The 16,980-nt window shown below is 68.3% G+C and carries 13 protein-coding genes; 6 read left to right on the top strand and 7 right to left on the bottom strand.

Annotated elements, in window-relative coordinates; all coding sequences use genetic code 11:
• Positions 1–49: 49 nt before the first annotated feature.
• From J3U95_RS08335 to J3U95_RS08320, 4 genes are all read right to left on the bottom strand, one after another.
• Positions 50–1,708 (bottom strand): Na+/H+ antiporter, encoded by a 1,659-nt coding sequence (locus J3U95_RS08335; protein WP_208278138.1) that lies wholly within the window; start codon positions 1,706–1,708, stop codon positions 50–52.
• A 106-nt stretch (positions 1,709–1,814) separates the two neighbouring features.
• Positions 1,815–3,680, bottom strand: a complete 1,866-nt coding sequence (locus J3U95_RS08330) for a putative bifunctional diguanylate cyclase/phosphodiesterase (RefSeq protein WP_208278137.1) — start codon at positions 3,678–3,680, stop codon at positions 1,815–1,817.
• A gap of 185 nt (positions 3,681–3,865) precedes the next feature.
• Positions 3,866–6,115 carry a hybrid sensor histidine kinase/response regulator gene (locus tag J3U95_RS08325; protein WP_208278136.1) on the bottom strand — a complete coding sequence of 750 codons (2,250 nt, stop codon included), beginning with the start codon at positions 6,113–6,115 and terminating at the stop codon, positions 3,866–3,868.
• Complete coding sequence (locus J3U95_RS08320) at positions 6,112–7,275, bottom strand: pyridoxal phosphate-dependent aminotransferase (protein WP_208278135.1); 1,164 nt, start codon at positions 7,273–7,275, stop codon at positions 6,112–6,114. Before J3U95_RS08320 ends, J3U95_RS08325 begins: the two co-directional genes overlap by 4 nt.
• 345 nt (positions 7,276–7,620) lie before the next feature.
• Between J3U95_RS08320 and J3U95_RS08315 the strand changes: the two genes are divergently transcribed.
• Genes J3U95_RS08315 through J3U95_RS08295 form a run of 5 tightly spaced genes read left to right on the top strand, consistent with a single transcriptional unit; the run spans position 7,621 to position 12,835 of the window.
• Positions 7,621–10,002: a bifunctional salicylyl-CoA 5-hydroxylase/oxidoreductase gene (locus J3U95_RS08315; RefSeq protein ID WP_208278134.1), complete on the top strand. Its 2,382-nt coding sequence runs from the start codon at positions 7,621–7,623 to the stop codon at positions 10,000–10,002.
• A gap of 24 nt (positions 10,003–10,026) precedes the next feature.
• On the top strand, positions 10,027–10,881 hold the full coding sequence (locus tag J3U95_RS08310) for an enoyl-CoA hydratase family protein (protein ID WP_208278133.1): 855 nt from the start codon (positions 10,027–10,029) through the stop codon (positions 10,879–10,881).
• Positions 10,881–12,017, top strand: coding sequence for an acyl-CoA dehydrogenase family protein (locus J3U95_RS08305; protein ID WP_208278132.1), 1,137 nt, complete (start codon positions 10,881–10,883; stop codon positions 12,015–12,017). Before J3U95_RS08310 ends, J3U95_RS08305 begins: the two co-directional genes overlap by 1 nt.
• A 19-nt stretch (positions 12,018–12,036) precedes the next feature.
• Complete coding sequence (locus J3U95_RS08300; RefSeq protein ID WP_208278131.1) at positions 12,037–12,429, top strand: RidA family protein; 393 nt, start codon at positions 12,037–12,039, stop codon at positions 12,427–12,429.
• Positions 12,430–12,442: 13 nt separating this feature from the next.
• Positions 12,443–12,835 carry an ASCH domain-containing protein gene (locus J3U95_RS08295; RefSeq protein WP_229519708.1) on the top strand — a complete coding sequence of 131 codons (393 nt, stop codon included), beginning with the start codon at positions 12,443–12,445 and terminating at the stop codon, positions 12,833–12,835.
• A 55-nt stretch (positions 12,836–12,890) separates the two neighbouring features.
• On the opposite strand, the gene J3U95_RS08290 is transcribed toward J3U95_RS08295, so the two are convergent.
• On the bottom strand, positions 12,891–13,706 hold the full coding sequence (locus J3U95_RS08290) for an APH(3')-I family aminoglycoside O-phosphotransferase (RefSeq protein WP_208278130.1): 816 nt from the start codon (positions 13,704–13,706) through the stop codon (positions 12,891–12,893).
• Positions 13,707–13,788: 82 nt separating this feature from the next.
• On the opposite strand from J3U95_RS08290, the gene J3U95_RS08285 reads away from it, so the two are divergent.
• Positions 13,789–14,127, top strand: a complete 339-nt coding sequence (locus J3U95_RS08285; protein ID WP_208278129.1) for a hypothetical protein — start codon at positions 13,789–13,791, stop codon at positions 14,125–14,127.
• A 43-nt stretch (positions 14,128–14,170) separates the two neighbouring features.
• On the opposite strand, the gene J3U95_RS08280 is transcribed toward J3U95_RS08285, so the two are convergent.
• Positions 14,171–16,414, bottom strand: a complete 2,244-nt coding sequence (locus J3U95_RS08280; protein WP_208278128.1) for a xanthine dehydrogenase family protein molybdopterin-binding subunit — start codon at positions 16,412–16,414, stop codon at positions 14,171–14,173.
• Entirely contained in the window at positions 16,411–16,890 is a 480-nt protein-coding gene (locus tag J3U95_RS08275) for a (2Fe-2S)-binding protein (RefSeq protein WP_208278127.1), read from the bottom strand. Before J3U95_RS08275 ends, J3U95_RS08280 begins: the two co-directional genes overlap by 4 nt.
• Positions 16,891–16,980 lie beyond the last annotated feature (90 nt).

Below are 16,980 nucleotides of genomic sequence, written 5' to 3'. Positions count from 1 at the left end.
AGGCGCAGTCCGAAGCATGTAGGCGCAGTCCGAATCAGTTCGCACGCGCTCAGCGATAACGCGCCTCGACCAGATCGATCTCGCGCAGCAGCTTGCGCGCGATCTCATCCGACAGCTGGTTCTGGCGCGTCATGCGCAGCAGCACCGCGCGTTCCTGCTCGAGCGCGGCCAGGCGGTAGTGGCGCTCGGCGCTTTCGGCTGCGCGCGCCCGCGCCGGGTCGATGTCGGCGCCACCGACGTTGCCCAACCAGCCGTCGAGCCGGTACTGGTACAGGCTGCGCACCTGGTCGGCCGCGCTGGCGTGCATCTCGGCTGCGCCTTCGGCGTCGCAGCCCATGGTGGGCGGTGGCGGCGGGGCCGTTGCGATCGCCTCCAGCGCCGCCAGCGCGGCGGCGTGGCGCGCCTGGTCTTCCTCGCTCTCGTGGGCCGCCTCGGCCGGCAATTCCAGGCCGCGCAGCACGCGCGGCAGGCCGACGCTGGCCAGCACCAGCGACACCACGATCACCGCGCTGGCGAGGAAGATCACCAGGTCGCGCCCCGGAAATGGCGTCCCGTTCGGCATCGCCAGCGGCAGGGTCAGCACGCCGGCCAGGGTGATTGCGCCGCGCACGCCGGCCAGCGAGGTGGCCAGGATCAGGCGCGGATTCGGACGGTAGACGGCCTGCTGCTGGCGCCGCGCGGCCAGCAGGGTCAGGCGCAGCGAGATCCAGACCCAGATGAAGCGCAGCAGGATCAGGCCGACGCTGATGGCCAGCGCATTGCCCAGCAGCCACCAGACATCATGAGGCGCGGGCAGTTCGGGGGCGACCAGCGCCGCTTTCACGATATTCGGCAACTGTTCGCCCAGCAGCACGAACATCACGCCGTTCAGCGCGAACTGGACGGTATCCCAGACCACGGCGCGGCGCACCCGGGTGGTGGCCAGCGCGCGGCCGCTCAGCTCGACGTAGCTCATCGTGATGCCGGCCGCCACCGCCGCCAGGATGCCCGAGGCTTCCAGGTGTTCGGCCGCCAGGTAGGCGCCGAATGGCAGCAGCAGGTTGATCAGGATCGGCGAGCCGCTCTCCTCGCCGATGCGCGCCGCCAGGATGCGCTGGGCGGCGCTGACGGCCACCGTCAGTCCGACGCCGATCGCGATGCCTGCGAGCGCCACCCACAGGAAGGTGAGGGTGGCGTCGCCCAGCGAGAAGGCGCCGGTGAGCGCGGCCGCCACCGCGAAACGGAAGCACACCAGGCCGCTGGCGTCGTTGAGCAGCGACTCGCCCTCGAGGATGTGCATCAGGCGCGGCGGAATCGGCACGCGCGCCGCGATCGACGACACTGCGACCGGATCGGTGGGCGCCAGGATCGCGGCCAGCGCGAACGACACGGCCAGCGGCAGCGACGGGATCAGCCAGTGGATCAGGAAGCCGGCGCCGATCACCGTGAACAGCACCAGGCCGAGCGCCAGTTCGAGGATGGTCGAGCGGTCGCGGAACAGGCCGACCTTGGGAATGCGCCAGCCGTCCAGGAACAGCAGCGGCGGCAGGAACACGAGGAAGAAGATGTGCGGCTCGAGCCGCACGCCATGGCTGGTGGTGCTGGAAATGGCGGCGCCGAGCGCGATCTGGACCAGCGGCAGGGGCACGGCGAACGGCAGCATCCGCACCAGGTAGCCGCTCGCCACCACCGCCAGCAGCATTGCCAGTACGATTCCTACCTCATCCATCGACATCTCCCCCGTTCAACATTGGCATGACAAAATGAAATGATACGGGATCGCGCCAATTCGCGTCGGTGGCGCTCGTGCCGAGCCGGCGGCGCGGGCCAGCGGCTCAGGAAGACTGGCGCAAATGGTCGAGCAGATCTTCCAGCGGCATCGGCCGGTGGAACAGGAAGCCCTGCATGCTGGCGTTGCCGTGGCGCGCGAGATACCCGGCCTGGGCCTCGGTCTCGACGCCTTCGGCGACCACGCGCAGGCCCAGGTGGCCGGCCATCGACAGGATCGACTGCACGATCGCGGTGCCGTCCTTGTCGTGCGGGGTGTCGCGGATAAAACTCTTGTCGATCTTGAGTTCGTACAGCGGCATGCGGGTCAGGTAGGCCAGGCTCGAGTAACCGGTGCCGAAATCGTCGACCGAGATGCGCACGCCCAGCGCCGCCAGTTCGTGCATGCGCCCGACGGTCCGGTCGAGGCGGTCGACCAGCAGGCCTTCGGTGATCTCGAACACCAGCTGGCCGGGCGGCACGCCGGTCTCCTGCAGGATGCTTTCCACCCGCGCCACGAAGTCGGGCTGGCGGAACTGCATCGGGCTGACGTTGACCGACAGCGGCAGCGGATGGCCGGCGCGCGCCAGCGCGTACCAGGCCAGGCAGGCTTCGCGCAGCACCCACTCGCCCAGCGGCACGATCAGGCCGCTCGACTCGGCGACCGGAATGAACTGGTCGGGCGGCACGCTGCTGCCGTCCTTGCGGCGCCAGCGCATCAGCAGCTCGGCCCCGCTCGGGCGCCGCGCGCCATCGACCTGCAGCTGCAGGTGCAGCGACAGCTCGCCGTGCTCCAGCGCCAGGCCCAGGTCGCGCTCGAGGGTGAGGCGGCGCTCGGCGTCGCGCAGCATGCCGGCCTCGAACAGGGCCACGCCGTTGCGGCCGCGCGCCTTGGCGTGGTACATGGCGGTATCGGCCTCGCGCAGCAGGTCGTGCACCGAGGATGGCGCGCGGGCCGAGGTCAGCGCGACGCCGATGCTGGTGGTGGCGTAGTAGCGCTGGCCCTCGATGATCATCTTTTCGCACAGGGCGCCGCGGATCTCTTCGGCCAGCGCCAGCGCGCGCGCGGTGGCGGCGTCGGCGTCCGGGCCCAGGTCGTCCAGCAGCACCACGAATTCGTCGCCGCCCAGGCGCGCCACGCAGGACTGCGCCCCGGCCACCGAAGCCAGGCGTTCGGCCGCCTGGCGCAGCAGCTGGTCGCCGACGGCATGGCCGCGCGCATCGTTGACGTTCTTGAAGTTGTCGAGGTCGACGTACAGCACCGCGCCCAGGGTGCTGCCGCGGCGCGTGCCTTCGACCAGTTCGGCCAGGCGGTCCATCAGCAGGCGCCGGTTCGGCAGGCCGGTGAGCACGTCGTAGAAGGCCAGGCGGTTGACGGCGTCGGCGGCGGTGCGCGCTTCCTGCACCGACCTCGCCAGGCCCTTGAGCAGAGTGCCGGCGGCGAAAGTGACGAGGGCGCCGACGCAAGCGAAGTTGATCGCCACCACCAGCGAGGACAGCAGCGGATCGGTCTCCAGGCCCGGCACGTACAGGCGCGCATAGCCGTTCACGCCGAACGCCACGATGCACAGCGCGCCGAGGGCGAGCGTGAGGATGCCGGGCCGGTTGCCGAGCAGGATCACGGCCATGATCGGCGGCGCCATCAGGTAGTTCAGGCTCACGGGCCCCACCGCCAGCATCAGCCCGATCGCGACCATGAACAGCACGGCCAGGAAGTTCAGCACGCGGAAGGTATGGGGCAGGCGGTCGAGGCGCCAGATGGCGAAGATCCAGGCCAGGGCCACCGCATCCATCAGCGCGATCGGCCACAGGCCCTGGCGCAGCGCCAGGGCGATGCTCGGCAGGGCGGCGCTGGTGCCCAGCACCAGCACGATCGGCAGCAAGGTAGAGAAAACACGCACGCGCCATTGCGCGATATCGTCAGTGGGAACCATCAGGCAGCATCCAGGTCAGCATGCCCACAGAATTTCTCCGGAGTGCATAAATTTGCTTGTCGGCAAATTCTATGTAGGTGGCATGCGGCCTGTCACGCGATATTTACCACGATGTTGTTCCGAAACGACCAAAGGTAAAATGGCAACAGGCCCGCGTCGACACGATGCGGGCCTGAAGATCAGGTTCAGCGCGCGGCCGCGATGGCCAGCAGTTCGCCCAGCTGCAGCGTGTTGACCGGCTTGACCAGGTAATGGTCGAAGCCGGCCTGGTCGGCCGCCTCGCGGTCTTGCTGGCGTCCGTAGCCGGTCGCGGCGACCAGGGTCGCGTCGCTGGTCTGCGGCAGGCGGCGCAGGCGGCGCGCCAGTTCATTGCCGTCCATGTCGGGCAGGCCGATGTCGAGGATGCAGACCTGGGGCGCGAATACCTTGGCGATCTCGATCGCGTCGATGCCGCAATAGGCGATCTCCACGTCGTGGCCAGTGGCGCGCAGGAACAGGTTGAGCGTGTGCGCGGCATCGAGGTTGTCGTCCACCACCAGGATGCGCAGCGCGTTCGGCGCTGCCGCATCGAGGATAGTGCTGCCCGCGGGCAGGTGGCCCGGCAAGTGAGCGGGAAGGGCCAGGCTTTCCTGCCGGTGGCGCGGCAGGCGCACGGTGAAGGTGCTGCCGTGGCCCAGGCCGGGGCTGCGCGCGCCGACGCTGCCGCCATGCAGCTCGACCAGGCTCTTGGCCAGCGCCAGGCCCAGGCCCAGGCCGCCCTGCGAGCGGTCCGGGGTGCGCTCGGCCTGGGTGAACAGGTCGAACACGCGTTCGACCAGGCGCGCTTCCATGCCGATGCCGTCGTCGCTCACGCTCAGTTCCCAGTCGTCGCCCACCTCGACCAGCTGGAGCTGGATGTGGCCGCCCTCCGGCGTGTACTTGGTGGCGTTGCCCAGCAGGTTGGCCACCACCTGCACCAGGCGCTTGTGGTCGCCCTTGACGTGGGCCGGGCCGGTCGGCAGGTCGAGCACCACCTTGTGGCGCCGCGCGGCGATCAAGGGACGGATCTGCTCGGCGGCGTCGTCGACCACGTTGCGCAGGTCCAGCACCTGGGTCGACAGCGACACCAAGCCGCGCGTCACGCGCGACACGTCCAGCAGGTCGTCCACCAGGCTAGTCATGTGCTCGACCTGGCGCGCGATGATGGCGCAGGTCTGGGTGATCTGGGCGTTATCCGAGTGCAGCAGCTTGAGCAGGTGGGCGCCGGTGCTGATCGGCGCCAGCGGATTTCTCAGCTCGTGCGCCAGCATTGCCAGGAATTCGTCCTTGCGCTGGTCGGCGGCGCGCAGCTCGCGCTCGGCCTGGCCGCGCGCGGCTTCCTTCTTCTGCAGGTTCTCGGCCATCTCGTCCAGCGCCGCCGCCAGCCGCCCGATCTCCTCGTTGCCGTATTCGATCCCGGTGCGCGTATCGAGCTCGCCGGCGGCGATGCGGCGCGCGACCGTGGTCAGGCCGCGCACCCGCTGCACGATCAGTTTTTCGCCGGCCAGCCAGGCTGCCAGCAGCGCCAGCAGGGTGGTGGCGCCGAGGCCGAGCAGGGACATGAACTGGGCGTCGCGGGCGACCTGGGTGATCAGGTCGGTCGGCACCCCGATGGTGATGGTGTAGTCGGTCAGGGTCGGCGATCCGACGCGGGCGAACGCGTGCAGGCGCTCGATCCCGTCCTCGCCGCGCACCACCAGCGCGCGGTCGTGTGGTCCGCGCATCGCGTCCAGCATCTCGCCGGTGACGCGCTTGCCGAACCAGCGCTCGGGGTCGGGACGGCGCGAGATCAGGTTGCCCGAGGCGTCGGCCGTCTCCAGGATCGAGCCGGGCGGCATGCTGATGTCGTTGACGAAGGTGTCCAGGCCGGCCAGGTCCATGGCCGCGAACACCACCGCCACCACGTCGCCCGAGCGGTCGATGACGGGGTAGGTGAGATTGATCGTGTGCTTGCGGATCACGCGCCCGAACACGTAGTCGCTGGCGATGAAGCGGCGTTCCGCGAGCGCGCGCTTGAAATGGCTGCGGTCGCCCAGGTTCACCGGGTGCAGCATCGGCACCGCGCTGCAGGTGACTTCGCCGTTCAGCTGGATCAGGCCGAAATTGACGTAGCCCTCGTTGCGGTCGAGGACATTGGCCAGCAGGGCATTGCAGCCGGCGGTGTCGCCCATCAGGTCGGGCACGCTGACCAGGTCGACCAGGATCTGGCGCGCACGGTCGATCGATTGCGCCTCGTTGGCGGCCGCCAGGGCGGTGAGGCGCTTGAGGTTTTCTTCCGAGGCGCGGATCGCCGCCTCGCGCTCGCGCAGGCCGCCCAATACGGTGACGATGGCGATCGGTGTGATCGCCAGCAGCACCAGCAGCATCAGGCGGCTGCGCAGGCTATTCAGGCGAAAGCGCCCCAGCAAACTGCTCATCGATGCTCCGCCGTCTCCGCCAACCGCGTGCCGAATGCGATGATGCGGCGCACGCCATCCATCAGGGTGTCTTCGTCGTCCGAGATGTAGCCGATGCGGATGAAGCCGGGCTGGCCGAGCGCGTCGCCCGGCATCAACGCCACCCGTTCCTCGTCCAGCAGGCGCTCGGCGAAGCCGACCGTGTCCATGGTGAGCCCACGCACGTCGCCCCACAGATAGGGGCCGGAGGCCGGCGCGTGCATGGTGATCCAGGGCACGTCGGCGAACCGGCCCACCACCAGGTCGCGCCGCGCGCGGTAGTCGCGCAGCAGTTCGTGCGGGGTGCCGGTGGCGAAGGCGGCCACCGCCGCCACCTGCGACAGGTGCGGCGCGGCGGCCGTGATCGGTCCCTGCAGGGTCTGCATCGCATTCACCAGCGTGGCCGGGGCGAGGGCGAAACCGACGCGCCAGCCCATCATGGCATAGCTCTGCGAGGCCGAGAACAGGGTGACCACGCCCAGCTCGCGCCAGTCGCACAGCGCCGCCAGCGTGACGTGCTCGCCGTCATAGATCAGGTGTTCGTAGCTCTCGTCGACGATCACGTGCACGCCGCCGGCGCTCGCCCAGTCGCGCACCAGTTCCAGCTCGCGCCGGTTGTACACCTTGCCGGTCGGGTTGTGTGGATTGTTCAACACCAGCACCTTGACGCGGCCGAGGGCCGCCAGGCAGGCTTCGGTCAGCGTCTCCGGCAGCTCGGCCAGCACCACCTCGAGCCCCAGCAGCTCGGCGGTCGCGAGATAGGCCGGCCAGTGCGGACGGAACACGGCGATGCGGTCGCCCGGATCGGTCATCGCGTACAACGCCTGGTAATACGCCTGCTTGCAACCGTTGGTCACGATGATCTCATCCACCTGCGCCTCGATCCGGTTCTCGGCCGCGAGCTTGGCTCGCAGCGCCTCGCGTACCTTCAGCGCGCCGCCCACCTCGGTATACGGCAACGTGCGCTCGCGCTCGACGGCGCCCGAGACCGCATCCAGCACGCTGGCCGGAGCCGGGAAGTGCGAAATCGCGATCGAAAAATCGATGACGCGTTCACCCGCGTTGCGCAGCGCTTCGGCGCGGCCGTGCATGGCGGTGGTGGCAAGGGGACGGGAATGCGCGATTCGGTCTGAGATCTTCATCTTGTCGGTGTCGTTTATCCAAGTTGGGTGGCCGGCTGCGCATCATCCGGGCTCTCGGTACGTTCTTTCTCGATTGTACTAAAAACTGGCGATTTCCAGAGGGGGTTTTCGTAGAGTCTATCCCGGTAGGTGGGGGGAAGCTCATGGCGATGCATGGCGAGTGTGGGCAAGGCGCGAGGAGGCCGCATGGCGAGCCATGCAACGACGAGCAACGCAGCACACGCTCGCCAGGCGCGCCAGGAGCGACTCCCACCTGCCGGGATAGACTCTCAGGTGCAACAAGAGATTGACACCTCAAGCATCGGGGCGGCTAAACTACCCCCTACACCAGCACCGGGAGGGAAAATGAACATCGTCTGCGTGGGCGGCGGCCCGGCCGGTCTCTACTTCGGCCTGCTCATGAAACTGCGCCACCCGACGCATGTGGTGACCGTCGTCGAGCGCAACCGGCCAGGGGACACCTTCGGCTGGGGAGTGGTGTTCTCGGACCAGACGCTGGGTCACCTGGCCCGGGCCGACGAGCCGAGCGCGCGCGCCATCCTGCAGTCATTCAATCACTGGGACGCGATCGACGTCCACATCAAAGGCGCCACCGTCACCTCGCACGGCCACGGCTTTTGCGGCATCGGGCGCAAGCGCCTGCTCGACATCCTCTCGGCGCGCTGCCGCGCGCTGGGCGTGGACCTGGTGTTCGCAACCCGCGTCGAGGACGTGCCCGAGCTGGCGCGCCGCTACCGCGCCGACCTGGTGGTGGCGGCCGACGGCGTGAACAGCGCGCTCCGCCAGCAGTATCGCGAGGCATTCGAGCCCGAGGTCGAGGAGCGCCTGTGCCGCTTCGTGTGGCTGGGCACGCGCAAGCGCTTCGATGCCTTCACCTTCGCCTTCGAGGAAACCGAATACGGCTGGTTCCAGGCGCACGCCTACCAGTACGATAACGAGACCTCGACCTTCATCATCGAGACGCTGGATGCAACCTGGCGCGCGAGCGGCCTGGCCGACATGAGCCAGGCCGATGCGCTGGCCTTCTGCGAGCGCCTGTTCGCGCGCCACCTGGACGGTCAGCCGCTGATGGCGAACGCCGCCCACCTGCGCGGATCGAGCATGTGGATCCGCTTCCCGCGCCTGGCCTGCCGCCAGTGGGTGCATCCGATCGGCGTCGATGGGCGCCAGGTGCCGCTGGTGCTGATGGGCGACGCCGCCCACACCGCCCACTTCTCGATCGGCTCCGGCACCAAGCTGGCGCTGGAAGATGCGATCGGGCTGGCCGACGAGCTGGGGAAAGAAGGTGACTTGTTTGCCGCCCTGGCGCGCTACCAGGAGGCGCGCCTGGTCGAGGTGCTGAAACTGCAGAGCGCCGCGCGCAACTCAATGGAATGGTTCGAGAACGTGGCGCGCTACACGGCGATGGAGGCCGAGCAGTTCGCCTATTCGCTGCTCACGCGCAGCCAGCGGCTGTCGCACGAGAACCTGCGCCTGCGCGACCCCGCCTATGTCGACGGTTTCGAGCGCCGTTTCGCCAGTGCTGCGGCGCGGGACGCCGGCGTCGCGCCGCCTTCAAGGGCGGTTCCTCCGATGTTCACGCCCTACAAGGTGCGCAGCGTGCTGCTGAAGAACCGGGTGGTGGTCTCGCCGATGGCGCAATACTCGGCCGTGGAGGGCGTGGTCGGCGACTTCCACCTGGCCCACCTCGGCGCACGGGCGCTGGGCGGTGCGGCGCTGGTGATGGCCGAGATGACGTGTGTTTCGGCCGACGCCCGCATCACGCCCGGCTGCCCGGGCCTGTACACGCAAGAGCAGATGCTGGCCTTTAAACGCATCGTCGACTTCGTGCACACGGCCAGCGATGCGAAGATCGGCATCCAGCTCGGCCATGCGGGCGCCAAGGGCTCGACCCGGCCGATGTGGGACGGGATCGACCTGCCTTTGGCAAGCGGTAACTGGCCGCTGTTGTCGGCCTCTCGCCAGCAGTACATCGGGGGCGTCTCGCAGATCGCGCGGGAGGCGACGCAGGGCGACCTGGAGCGCATCAAGGACGACTTCGTGCAGGCCACCCGGTCTGCCTTCGACGCCGGCTTCGACTGGCTCGAGCTGCATTGCGCGCATGGCTACCTGCTGTCGAGTTTTATTTCTCCCCTGACCAACCAACGCCAGGATGCCTACGGCGGCAGCCTGGAAAACCGCTGCCGCTATCCGCTCGCGGTGTTCGCGGCGGTGCGCGCGGCCTGGCCGGCCCACCTGCCGATCAGCGTGCGCATCTCAAGCCACGACTGGGTCGAGGGCGGCATCACGCCGCAGGACGCGGTGCAGATTGCGCGCCTGTTCCGCGCGGCGGGCGCCGACATGATCGACTGTTCCTCGGGCCAGGTCAGCAAGCAGGAAAGGCCCGTGTTCGGCCGCATGTACCAGGCCCCGTTCGCGGACCGGATCCGCAACGAGGCCGGCATCCCGACCATCGCCGTCGGCGGTATTTATGAGGCCGACCATGTGAACGGCATCATCGCCGCTGGCCGCGCCGACCTGTGCGCGGTGGCGCGCCCGCACCTGGCCAATCCGGCCTGGACGCTGATGGAAGCGGCGCGCATCGGCTACACTGGCGCCGCCTGGCCACGCCAGTACGGGGCCGGCAAACAGCAGCTGGAACGCAACCTGGAGCGCGAACGCCAGCTGCAGGCGGCTTCCAGCGGCCTGTCGCCGCAGCAGCTGGCGGCGCGCCTGCTCGAAGGCTGACCTAATCATCATCAGGAGTCACACATGCATTATCTACCGGGGCAGTCGCACCGCCTGCCAGGCGGGCATAACAGCCTGGCCGGCTACGCGGCGCAGCACTTCGGCTTCGCGCTCGATGCCGGCGTCGCCACCATCACCCTGGACCGGCCCGAGCGCAAGAATCCGCTGACCTTCGATTCCTACGCCGAGCTGCGCGACCTGTTCCGCGCGCTGGCGTACGCCGACGACGTCAAGGCGGTCGTGATCGTCGGCGCCGGCGAGAACTTCTGCTCCGGCGGCGACGTGCACGAGATCATCGGCCCACTGACGAAGCTGGACATGCCCGGCCTGCTGGCCTTCACCCGCATGACGGGCGACCTGGTCAAGGCGATGCGCGCCTGTCCGCAGCCGGTCGTGGCGGCGGTCGATGGCGTCTGCGCCGGCGCCGGAGCGATCCTGGCGCTGGCCTCCGACATCCGCTACGGCACGGCGCGCAGCCGCACCGCTTTCCTGTTCACCCGGGTCGGCCTGGCCGGCTGCGACATGGGCGCCTGCGCGCTGCTGCCGCGCGTGATCGGCCAGGGCCGCGCCGCCGAGCTGCTGTACACGGGCCGCTCGATGGACGGCGAGGAAGGCGAGCGCTGGGGCTTCTTCAACCGCCTGTGCGCGCCCGAGCAACTGCTCGGTGAGGCGAGCGCCTTTGCCGCCATGCTGGCTGGCGGCCCGACCTTCGCCCACGGCATGACCAAGAAGATGCTGCAGCAGGAGTGGAATATGGGCGTGGACGAGGCGATCGAAGCCGAGGCCCAAGCCCAGGCGATCTGCATGGCGACCAATGATTTTCACCGCGCCTACCACGCCTTCGTGGCCAAGGAACGGCCGCGCTTCGAGGGGGATTGATGGACTACCTGGACTGGCCTTTTTTTGAAGAGCGGCATGGCGCGCTGACGCGCGAACTCGATGCCTGGGCGGCGGACAATCTGACTGACGCGCATGGCAGCGACGTCGATGCGATTTGCCGCGCCCTGGTCGCGCGCCTGGGCCGCGACGGCTGGCTGCGCCATGCCGTCGGCGAAGAAGCCATCGACACCCGCGCCATCTGCCTGATCCGCGAAACCCTGGCGCGCCACGCCGGCCTGGCCGACTTCGCCTTCGCGATGCAGGGCCTGGGCAGCGGGGCGATTTCGCTGTTCGGCACCCAGGACCAGAAGCGGCGCTGGCTGCCACTGGTGGCCAATGGGGAAGCGATCGCCGCCTTCGCCCTGTCGGAGCCCGAAGCCGGCTCCGACGTCGCCGCCATGCAGTGCGCGGCGCGGCGCGATGGGGACGACTGGGTGCTCGATGGCGAGAAGACCTGGATCTCCAACGGCGGCATCGCCGATTTCTATGTCGTCTTCGCCCGGAGCGGCGAAGCGGGCCGCGGCTCGAAGGGTATCTCTGCCTTCATCGTCGACGCCGCGACTCCCGGCCTGGAGATCGCAGAGCGCATCGACGTGATCGCGCCGCATCCCCTGGCGCGCCTGCGTTTCACCGGGTGCCGGGTACCGGCCGACTGCCTGATCGGGGCCGAAGGCCAGGGATTCAAGGTGGCGATGGCGACGCTGGACGTTTTCCGCACCTCGGTCGCCGCTGCAGCGCTGGGCTTCGCGCGGCGCGCCATGGAAGAAGCATTGACGCGCGCCCAGGCGCGGCCAATGTTCGGCAAGACCTTGGCCGACTTCCAGCTCACCCAGGCGAAGCTGGCCCAGATGGCATTGGAGATCGACGCCGCGGCGCTGCTGACCTACCGCGCCGCCTGGCTGCGCGACAGTGGCAAGCGGGTGACGAAGGAGGCGGCGATGGCCAAGCTGGCGGCCACCGAATCGGCGCAGCGCGTCATCGACGGCGCGGTGCAGCTGTTCGGCGGCCAGGGCGTGCAGAGCGGGCAGACGGTCGAAAGCCTGTACCGCGAAATCCGCGCGCTGCGCATCTACGAGGGAGCGAGCGAGGTGCAGCTCCTGATCATCGCGCGCGAGCTGCTCGCGGCGAAGATTTAACCGAAGCTCTGGAGCAGGAATGGACATTCTTCAACCGCCGGGCTGGCCGCGCCCCAAGGGCTATGCCAATGGCGTGGCCTGCCGCGGACGACAGGTTTACGTCAGCGGCATGATCGGCTGGGACGCCGAAGGGCGCTTTCATACCGACGACTTCGTCGGACAGGCGCGCCAGGCGCTGGATAACATCGTCGCCGTGCTGCGCGAAGCGGGCGCCGGGCCGGAGCACATCGTGCGCATGACCTGGTATGTGGTCGACAAGCGCGAGTATCTCGACGCGGGGCGCGAACTCGGCGCCGCCTACCGCGAGGTGCTGGGGCGCCACTATCCGGCAATGAGCGCCGTCCAGGTGGCGGGGCTGATGGAAGACCGGGCGCGGGTCGAGATCGAGGTAACCGCGGTCATACCTGAATGACAAGGCAGAAGCGATGCAGAGACTGAAACGCCTGACCTTCTGGGGCGCCGACGAGAATGACGACAGTCTGCCGCGCGCCGTGATCGCCGGGCGCAAGACGGTCACCGCCGACACGGTCGAGGACTACTACAAGCCTTATAGCGAGTACGGCGATGGCAGCTATGAAGCCGGGGACCTGATCGAAGTGTACGACCTGAAGCAGCGCCTGCGCTGCCTGATCCGCGCCGTCGACGTCCAGATCATCCGTTTCGGTGACATCCCGGAAGCGGTGTGGCGGGGCGAGGGATTCGCCAGCGCTCGTGAGTTTCAGGACGTCCACATCCGCTGTCTGCCGCAATATGAACTCCATGATGACTTCGAGTTCGTCACCTTGCATTTCGAACTGGTCGAAGTGATCGAGCACTGAGCGTCAAGTGGCGTTGCCTTCCTGCGCCCGCCGGCCACGCCAGTGCATACGGCGTTCAGAACAGCTCGTCCAGCATCAAGTGGAACTGCAGCTTGCGCCGGTCAGGTTCGACGATGCCATATTGCCGCAGGAAGCGCTCCTGGAGCGCGCCGCCGAACTCGCCAAGACAATTCCAGGCGATGGCGAGATCCTGGTAGCGATCAGCGATGCCGACCCGCCCGGCGTCGATGCAGCCGGTCACCTCGCCATCGACGATGAGAAGGTTGTCCAGCGAATAGTCGCCGTGGGTGAGCACCGGATCGGGCGCGAGCGGCAGCAGGGCCTGCATCGCATCCCACACCTGCCGCGCGGTCCAGCCGGCGCGTTCCTCGTCGAAGTCGTCTTCATCGACCAAGCCCGCCTCGATGCGCGAGCACGCCAGGCCCAGGCGATAGGCATGGTCGCTGTTGAAAGGGCAAGCGGATGCCGGGATCGCATGCAGCCGCTTCAGGAAGCGGGCCAGGGCATCCACCACGGTGTGATGCTGGCCGGGATCGGCTTGCAGCAACTGGTAAGCGGTCTGGCCCTGCACGGCCGTCATCAGCAGCCAGGCCTCGTTGCCCGAGCAGTCGAAATGCGCGACGGCGGGCACGGGTAGGCGTCCGGCCAACCAGCGCAGCCGAGCCATTTCGTCGACGATCGCGTCGGCAACGGCGTTCCTGCCGTGCTTCAGAAACAGGTCGGGTGCCCCTGGCTTGCCGTGCAGCCGGTAGACGGCGCCGCCCGATTCGCCGACCCTGTCACGCGCCCACGCATAGCCGGCCACCGCGACCGAGATGCTCTCAGGAACGGGTACGGCTTGACAGGCTTCCTCGCGGTTCGTATCGATCATGGTCTGCAGTAGTTGTCCCGACCGAGCGCCACCGCCCCGGCCATTCTGTTAAGTTGGTCCGATAGTGAACCGAGGAGCCACCATGAGCAACCCCATCGTCCACGTCATCCAGGATTTTTCCATCGCCGAGCAATTGCGGGCCGATCTGCTGGCCGCTGGCCTTTCCCAGGACAGTGTCGTCCTGTCACCCATCGGGGACGAGGCTGGCCCGGGCCAGTCCAACTTCACGGTCGGCGATTCGCCATCGGCCCGGGGCGGCACCGACTACAACGACGTCTATCGCCCGGATGGCGATATGCACGGCGCCTGCATCCTCAGGGTGCTGGCCCAGAATGCGCGCGAGGAAGAGCTGGCGCGGGCCGTCGTCGAACGCCATCGCACGGCGAACCCGCACGCGCTGAGCGAACAGCGCGTGCCATAACCGCCGTCATTTCTGCCACTGGCAGAAATGACGGACGGGTACGCTAGCTCCAGCTCAGATCGACCTTGCTGAGCGGAAGCTCGCGCACCCGCTTGCCGGTGGCGGCGAAGATCGCATTGCACACCGCCGGCGCCAGCGGCGGCAGGGGCGGCTCGCCCAGGCCCGTCACCGGCTGATCCGACTTCACGAAGTGCATCTCGATCCTGGCCGGCGCGTCGCCGATGCGCAGCAGCTGGTAATCGTGGAAGTTGCTCTGCACGATGCGGCCGTTCTCGAGGTTCAGCTCGGGGAACATCAGGGTCGACAGGCCGTCGATCACCGAACCCTCGACCTGGTTTTCGGCGCCCGACAGGTTGATGATGGTCGGGCCAACATCCGACGCCACCACCACGCGGTCGACCTTCACCTTGCCGTCCTTCGAGACAGTGACCTCGGCCACCTGCGCCACGTAGCCGCGATGGCTGAAGTGGAAGGCGATGCCTTGCCCCTGGCCGCGCGCGAACTTCTTCTTGCCCCAACCGGCCTTGTCGGCGGCGGTCTGCAGCACCGCGCGCATGCGCGCCACGTTATAGGTCTGGCCGCGCTCGACGCTCGGCGGCATGATGTCCTTGTCGCCCAGCAGTTCGAGGCGGAAGGCCAGCGGATCGCGCCCGCCCGCATGGGCCAGCTCGTCGATGAAGCTGTGGAAGGCCCAGGCGAACACGCAGCTGCCGGGCGCGCGCCACGGTCCCATCGGCACGCTGCATTCCAGCGCGGTCTGCTCCAGCTGGCAGTTGGCCAGCCAGCGGCCCGGGAACTCGTCGGGCGACAGGCTGCCGCCGCTGCCGTTGCGCAGCGTGCTCTTGCCGTCCTGCTCGACGCGGTTGGCGAAGGTGACGAAGTGGTTGTGCCATCCCACGACCTTGCCGGCCTTGTCGACGCCGCCGCGCAGGAAGTGGAAGCCGCCCGGACGGAAGTGGTCGTGCTGCAGGTCGTCCTCGCGGGTCCAGGTCAGCTTGACCGGCGCCTTGTCCTTCATGCGCTGGGCGATCGCGGTGGCTTCGACGATGAAGTCCGAGCTTAGGCGCCGGCCGAAGCCGCCGCCGCTGCGGATGATGTGCATCGTGATCTTCTCTTTGGGGATGCCGCAGGTGGTCGACACGAGCGCCTGCCCCGCGTTCGGATTCTGGGTCGGGGCCCACAGTTCGAGCGCGCCGTCGGGCTTGATCCAGGCGGTGCAGTTCTGCGGCTCCATGCTGGCGTGCGAGATGAAGGGATAGCTGTAGGCCGCTTCCACGGTCTTCGCGGCGCCTTTCAGGGCCCCGGCGACGTCGCCATCCTTGCGCAGCACGGTGGCGCCGGGCTTCTTGCTGGCCGCCTTGGCCTGGGCCGTGAAGTCGGCCCAGCTGTGCTTGGCGGCGCCGCCTTCGTCCCACGTCACTTCGAGCCCGCGGCGGGCGCGGATCGCGGCCCAGGTCGAGGTGGCGACGATCGCCACGCCGGGACGCAGGCCGTTCAGGTTATCGGTTCCTTCGATGATGAAGGCGTCCTTGACGCCGGGCAGGGCGCGCACCGCGTCCAGGTTGGCGCGCAGCGGCTTGCCGCCAAAGACCGGGCACTTGACGTATTGCGCGTGCAGCATGCCGGGCAGCTGGACGTCGATGCCGAACAGCGGCTTGCCGCTGACGATGGCGGGGTTGTCGACGCCGCCGATGCGCTTGCCCAGCAGTTTGAAGGTGGCCGGGTCCTTCACGGCCACGCTCGCCGCTTCCGGCAGCGGCAGCTTCGCCGCCGCATCGACCAGCGCGCCGTAGGCGAGGCGCCGCTTGCTGGCCGCGTGCAGGACATGGCCGACGTCGGTCGTGCATTCGGCGGCCGGCACTTTCCAGGACTGCGCCGCGGCCTGGACCAGCACGGCGCGCGCGGTGGCGCCCAGGCGGCGGAAGTTCTCGTAGTTGTTCGGGGTCGAGTTCGAGCCGCCCGCACCCTGGCTGCCATAGGCTTCCAGGTTCAGGTCGCCCTGGACCACGCGCACGCTTTCCCAGGCGACGTCGAGTTCCTCGGCGATCACCATCGGCAGCGAGGTCTTGATGCCCTGGCCGATCTCGGGCTGCTTGGAAATCAGGGTCACGCTGCCGTCGCGCGCGATGCGGATGAAGGCGTTCGGCACGAAGTCCGCGCCGGCGGCGCCGGCCCTGGTATCGGTCACGGCGGCGAGCACGCCTTGCGCCGACATGCCGATCAGGAAGGCGCCGCCGGCGGCGCCGGCGCGCAGGAAACCGCGGCGGGAGGTGGAAGCGAGCGTCATGCCTGTTTCCCTTCGGTCGATGCGATCTCGGCCGCGCGGTGGATGCCCTTGCGGATCCGCATATAGGTGGCGCAGCGGCACAGGTTGCCGGCCATGGCCTCGTCGATCTGGGCGTCGGTCGGCTTCGGGTGCTGCTTGAGCAGGGCGCAGGCGCTCATGATCTGCCCGGACTGGCAGTAGCCGCATTGCGGCACGTCGAGCTCTTGCCATGCCACCTGCAGCGGATGGCGGGCGTTGGCGTCCAGGCCCTCGATGGTGGTGATCCTGGCGTTACCGATGCTCGAGACCGGCAGCACGCAGGCGCGGGTCGCCACGCCGTCGAGGTGGATGGTGCAGGCGCCGCACTGGCCCAGGCCGCAGCCATACTTGGTGCCGACCAGTCCGAGGGTATCGCGCAAGGCCCACAGCAGCGGGGTGTCGGCTTCGACGTCGACGGCCTGCGCCTTGCCGTTGACATTCAGGGTGTAAGTACTCATGAAGCTCCTTCAAGGCAGTCCGAACAAGCTGACAATCCTAGCTGATATTTCACCTTTTCAACAGTATTGCAGGGTATGTCTCGTCAGCGC

It is taken from the genome of Massilia oculi (genome assembly GCF_017582745.1).
Lineage (GTDB): Bacteria > Pseudomonadota > Gammaproteobacteria > Burkholderiales > Burkholderiaceae_D > Telluria > Telluria oculi_A.
Note: the sequence above shows the minus strand (reverse complement) of the source record. Positions and strands in the feature narration are given on the sequence as shown.

Excerpts from the sequence above, each read along its gene's own strand:
- J3U95_RS08335 (WP_208278138.1), bottom strand. The coding sequence starts at position 1,708 with ATGGATGAGGTAGGAATCGTACTGGCAATGCTGCTGGCGGTGGTGGCG.
- J3U95_RS08330 (WP_208278137.1), bottom strand. The coding sequence starts at position 3,680 with ATGGTTCCCACTGACGATATCGCGCAATGGCGCGTGCGTGTTTTCTCT.
- J3U95_RS08325 (WP_208278136.1), bottom strand. The coding sequence starts at position 6,115 with ATGAGCAGTTTGCTGGGGCGCTTTCGCCTGAATAGCCTGCGCAGCCGC.
- J3U95_RS08320 (WP_208278135.1), bottom strand. The coding sequence starts at position 7,275 with ATGAAGATCTCAGACCGAATCGCGCATTCCCGTCCCCTTGCCACCACC.
- J3U95_RS08315 (WP_208278134.1), top strand. The coding sequence starts at position 7,621 with ATGAACATCGTCTGCGTGGGCGGCGGCCCGGCCGGTCTCTACTTCGGC.
- J3U95_RS08310 (WP_208278133.1), top strand. The coding sequence starts at position 10,027 with ATGCATTATCTACCGGGGCAGTCGCACCGCCTGCCAGGCGGGCATAAC.
- J3U95_RS08305 (WP_208278132.1), top strand. The coding sequence starts at position 10,881 with ATGGACTACCTGGACTGGCCTTTTTTTGAAGAGCGGCATGGCGCGCTG.
- J3U95_RS08300 (WP_208278131.1), top strand. The coding sequence starts at position 12,037 with ATGGACATTCTTCAACCGCCGGGCTGGCCGCGCCCCAAGGGCTATGCC.
- J3U95_RS08295 (WP_229519708.1), top strand. The coding sequence starts at position 12,443 with ATGCAGAGACTGAAACGCCTGACCTTCTGGGGCGCCGACGAGAATGAC.
- J3U95_RS08290 (WP_208278130.1), bottom strand. The coding sequence starts at position 13,706 with ATGATCGATACGAACCGCGAGGAAGCCTGTCAAGCCGTACCCGTTCCT.
- J3U95_RS08285 (WP_208278129.1), top strand. The coding sequence starts at position 13,789 with ATGAGCAACCCCATCGTCCACGTCATCCAGGATTTTTCCATCGCCGAG.
- J3U95_RS08280 (WP_208278128.1), bottom strand. The coding sequence starts at position 16,414 with ATGACGCTCGCTTCCACCTCCCGCCGCGGTTTCCTGCGCGCCGGCGCC.
- J3U95_RS08275 (WP_208278127.1), bottom strand. The coding sequence starts at position 16,890 with ATGAGTACTTACACCCTGAATGTCAACGGCAAGGCGCAGGCCGTCGAC.